Source organism: Gammaproteobacteria bacterium, assembly GCA_003696665.1.
Lineage (GTDB): Bacteria > Pseudomonadota > Gammaproteobacteria > Enterobacterales.
Genome location: RFGJ01000189.1, coordinates 1 through 3786, shown reverse-complemented (window position 1 = coordinate 3786; position 3786 = coordinate 1). Strand labels below are relative to the sequence as shown.

The window sequence follows — 3786 nt, the reverse complement described above, 5'->3', positions numbered from 1 at the left end:
TACGCGGTCTGATTACCCTCGTCCTGATGGTGCTGTTCATAGCACTGATCATCGTGGTTTATCGCCGCAAAAAATCCGATTATGACGATGCCGCCAACTTGCCATTTGTTGGCGATGACACCAACCCGACCATCGAACAAGGGGATAAACAATGACTACCTTTTGGCACTGGTTTGTAGTTGTTTTAACCGTCGGCTTTCTGGTCGCAACTGTTTGGCTGCTCGTGGTCACACGCCGCGTCAAAGACGACGTGCATGAAGGTGACACGCCAAAGGTGATGCCACACAGCTATGACGGTATCCAGGAATACAATAATCCACTGCCCCGTTGGTGGCTGAACCTGTTTTACATCACAGTCGTGTTTGGCGTGGTCTACTTGCTTGCCTACCCTGGGCTTGGCAACTTCAAAGGCTTTCTTAACTGGACGCAAGAAAAAGAAGTGGCCCAGGAGCTTAAAGCGGCGCAAGAAAAGTACGCACCTTTGTTTGCCAAGTACCAGAAAATTGACATTCCCACACTGGCCCAAAAACATCCTGAGGCCATCGAAATGGGTAAACGCATTTTTCTTAACAACTGTGCCGTCTGTCATGGTTCAGATGGCCGTGGCTCACCTGGCTTTCCAAATCTGACGGATAACGATTGGTTATGGGGTGGATCGCCAGAGCAAATCGTTGCCAGCATCACCCATGGCCGTCAAGGCAATATGCCCGCTTGGAAAGCCACATTGGGTGATGCCGGTGTTGAAGCCATGGTCAGTTATGTGTTCAAACTGTCTGGTCGTAAGCACAACGCATCGCTTGCCGCCGAAGGTGAAAAGAAGTTCGCCATGTTCTGTGCTGCATGCCATGGGCCCGATGGCAAAGGCAACCAAGCCGTTGGCGCACCGAACCTGACCGATAACATCTGGCTGTATGGTGGCTCTCCGGCAGTCATTCGCAAGACCATCGCCGAAGGTCGGAGTGGTCGCATGCCGGCACATAAAGACATTCTTGGCGAAGCCAAAATCCACCTTGTTGCTGCATACGTCTACAGTCTGTCCCATAACGAATCGCAGCAATAGACGGTATAATGTCTTCAGTTACGGCGGAGCATAGCTCCGCCTTCCTCCTTGGCTACATCAGGATAATGTCATGAGCACATCATCTGGAACCAATGGTCAAATCCCCGTGTCGACCGATCTCTATGCCCAAGAGCCTAAAATTTACCCACGCAAAATTTCCGGTCGCTTTCAACGGCTTCGTGTACTGGCAGTGTGGGTGCTGCTTGGCCTTTATTATGTTCTCCCTTGGGTGACATGGGACGGACGTCAGGCCGTCCTATTCGACCTTCCTGCTCGCAAATTTTACTTGTTCGGTCTCGTGTTCTGGCCGCAGGATTTTGTGCTGCTGACGGGGCTTCTGGTCATTGCTGCCTTGTCGCTCTTTTTCTTTACCGCGCTTGCCGGACGCCTTTGGTGTGGCTATGCCTGCCCACAGACGGTCTGGACAGAAGTCTTTATTGCCATCGAGCGATTCTTTGAAGGCGACCGCAATCAGCAAATAAAGCTGGACAAAATGCCGTGGACGCGGGAAAAAATCCTGAAAAAAGGCGGAAAACATGTCGCGTGGATCGTATTTGCGTTGTTTACCGGCTATACGTTCGTTGGCTATTTTTCGCCAATTCGGGAATTAACCGCAAATTTATGGCCATGGAATCTAGGACCGTGGGAAACTTTCTGGATTTTCTTCTACAGCTTCGCGACCTGGGGCAATGCAGGATTTCTGCGTGAACAAATATGTAAGTACATGTGCCCGTATGCGCGTTTCCAAGGTGCCATGTTTGACCCAGATACCTTAATCATCTCGTACGACAAGAAACGTGGCGAACCGCGGGGCAAAAGAAAACGCAATGCGGATCCCAAAGCGCTTGGCTTAGGCGATTGCATTGACTGCGAGCTTTGCGTACAAGTCTGCCCAACTGGCATCGATATCCGGGACGGCCTCCAATACGAATGTATTGCTTGTGCAGCCTGCATTGATGCCTGTGATTCAGTCATGGATAAGATGGGCTATCCGCGGGGGCTCATCAAATACACCACGGAAACCGAAGAAACCGGACAAAAACCACATATCATCCGGCCAAGAACCATTATGTATTTTGTCATCTGGGTGAGTTTGATTGCGGCATGGATATTTCTTCTCACGCATCGAGCCATGATAGATGCCGAAGTACTCCGGGATCGCAATCGACTCTATGTCGAAAATGATATGGGGCTGGTTGAAAACATCTACACGCTCAAGGTCGCCAATAAAACAGATCAAACGCACAAGTTTAAAATTCGTGTCATCCAACCTAAAACGGCGCACATCAAAGGTAATGACACGGTTGTTGTCCCCGCTGGCAAAGTGGCGTCAGCGCCGGTTCGAGTGGAAGCCGATCCCGGTGAATTGACGCGCGTCAGTCAACCCATTGTGTTTGAACTTGTGGACGAAGCCGGTAATGTGAAAATTACCGCAGAGAGCCGTTTTATCGGCCCCCGACTGGGGAGATAGTAAGCGATGCAAAAATGGTATCAAGAACCGTGGATGTGGCTGGTCGTTGGCATCCCAGTGGCAACCGTCATTGCAGGATTATCCACAGTATGGATAGCTGTGCATCAAGCAGACAGTCCTGTTGTCAGCGACTACTATCGACAAGGGTTGGCCGTGAATGAGCGGATTAAATCCCGTCGTCAAGCCCAAAAACTCGGCATTACCGCAGTGATCGTGTTTTCTGACGATAGCACGCAAATGCGACTGCACGCGCCAGTGCGCCCCAACACAGTTGCTATGCTGCTTGCGCATCCGACCGATAAATCACGCGATCACAAAATGACCTTGCATTATGATGCACAAAGCCGACTGTTTGTCGGCCCGGCAATCAAGGCAACCGGGCGTTACTACGCCCAGATCACCGCCCCCGGCAATGATTGGTTGCTATCACAAGAAGTGTTCCTCTCTCCAGGTCAGCCAGTCGAAATTAGCGCCCGATGAACCATTGTTTCCATTGCGAAGAACCGATACCAGAGGGGGCTGATTGGTCTTTTGAGTGGAATGGGTCCTTACGACAATTCTGCTGTGCGGGCTGTCATGCGATCGCCAAAACCCTGGTTGAAAATGGACTGGACGAATATTATCGTCGGCGAACCGCACCTGCGGTGAAAGCCGCGCCCGATGAGAACGCCATTGAACTTGCCAAAGCCTATCAAGATCCCAATATACGCAAGGCACGCGTAATCACCGATCACGAACACATTGAGCTCCATCTGTACGTTGAAGGGATTCGTTGCAGTGCGTGTGTATGGCTGATCGAGAAGGTCTGTCTGGAACTGCCAGCGGTGATCGATTGTCAAGCGAATGCGATGACCCATCGGGTATTGGTGAAACTCACCACTGATGAAGCAGTGCCGATGGTGCTTGAGCGATTGCAAACCATTGGCTATCGACCACACGTAATCCGAGCTGATGAAGATTCGACAGTCCGCGAAGATCGTGCGTTACTCAAACGGCTCGGGGTCGCTGGACTGGTCGCGATGCAAACGATGATGTTCGCCGTTGGTCTGTACGTCGGTGATGGTCAGGATATGGCAATAGAACATGGACGCTTCCTGCGCTGGACCAGCGCCCTGCTTGCCTGCGTGGTCGTCTTTTATGCGGCCGTGCCCTTCTTCCGTGGCGCTTGGCAAAATTTGCAGCACCGCCGTCTTGGTATGGATGTTCCTGTTGCGTTGGCCATTGGCAGTGCGTGGCTGGTGAGCATGGTCAACAC

At 51.5% G+C, this 3786-nt stretch carries 5 protein-coding genes; all 5 read left to right on the top strand.

Features of this window, described 5'->3' with window-relative positions:
- Positions 1-155 (top strand): cbb3-type cytochrome c oxidase subunit 3 (locus tag D6694_05445; protein ID RMH44740.1); only part of this gene is annotated, 155 nt, incomplete at its 5' end.
- Positions 152-1060: a cytochrome-c oxidase, cbb3-type subunit III gene (gene ccoP, locus D6694_05440; GenBank protein RMH44739.1), complete on the top strand. Its 909-nt coding sequence runs from the start codon at positions 152-154 to the stop codon at positions 1058-1060. The genes D6694_05445 and ccoP, both read left to right, overlap by 4 nt.
- A gap of 70 nt (positions 1061-1130) precedes the next feature.
- Entirely contained in the window at positions 1131-2531 is a 1401-nt protein-coding gene (gene ccoG, locus D6694_05435; GenBank protein ID RMH44738.1) for a cytochrome c oxidase accessory protein CcoG, read from the top strand.
- 6 nt (positions 2532-2537) lie between these two features.
- On the top strand, positions 2538-3011 hold the full coding sequence (locus D6694_05430) for a hypothetical protein (protein ID RMH44737.1): 474 nt from the start codon (positions 2538-2540) through the stop codon (positions 3009-3011).
- Positions 3008-3786: heavy metal translocating P-type ATPase (locus tag D6694_05425; GenBank protein ID RMH44736.1), on the top strand; the 779-nt coding region annotated here is incomplete at its 3' end. The genes D6694_05430 and D6694_05425, both read left to right, overlap by 4 nt.

Excerpts from the sequence above, each read along its gene's own strand:
- ccoP (RMH44739.1), top strand. The coding sequence starts at position 152 with ATGACTACCTTTTGGCACTGGTTTGTAGTTGTTTTAACCGTCGGCTTT.
- ccoG (RMH44738.1), top strand. The coding sequence starts at position 1,131 with ATGAGCACATCATCTGGAACCAATGGTCAAATCCCCGTGTCGACCGAT.
- D6694_05430 (RMH44737.1), top strand. The coding sequence starts at position 2,538 with ATGCAAAAATGGTATCAAGAACCGTGGATGTGGCTGGTCGTTGGCATC.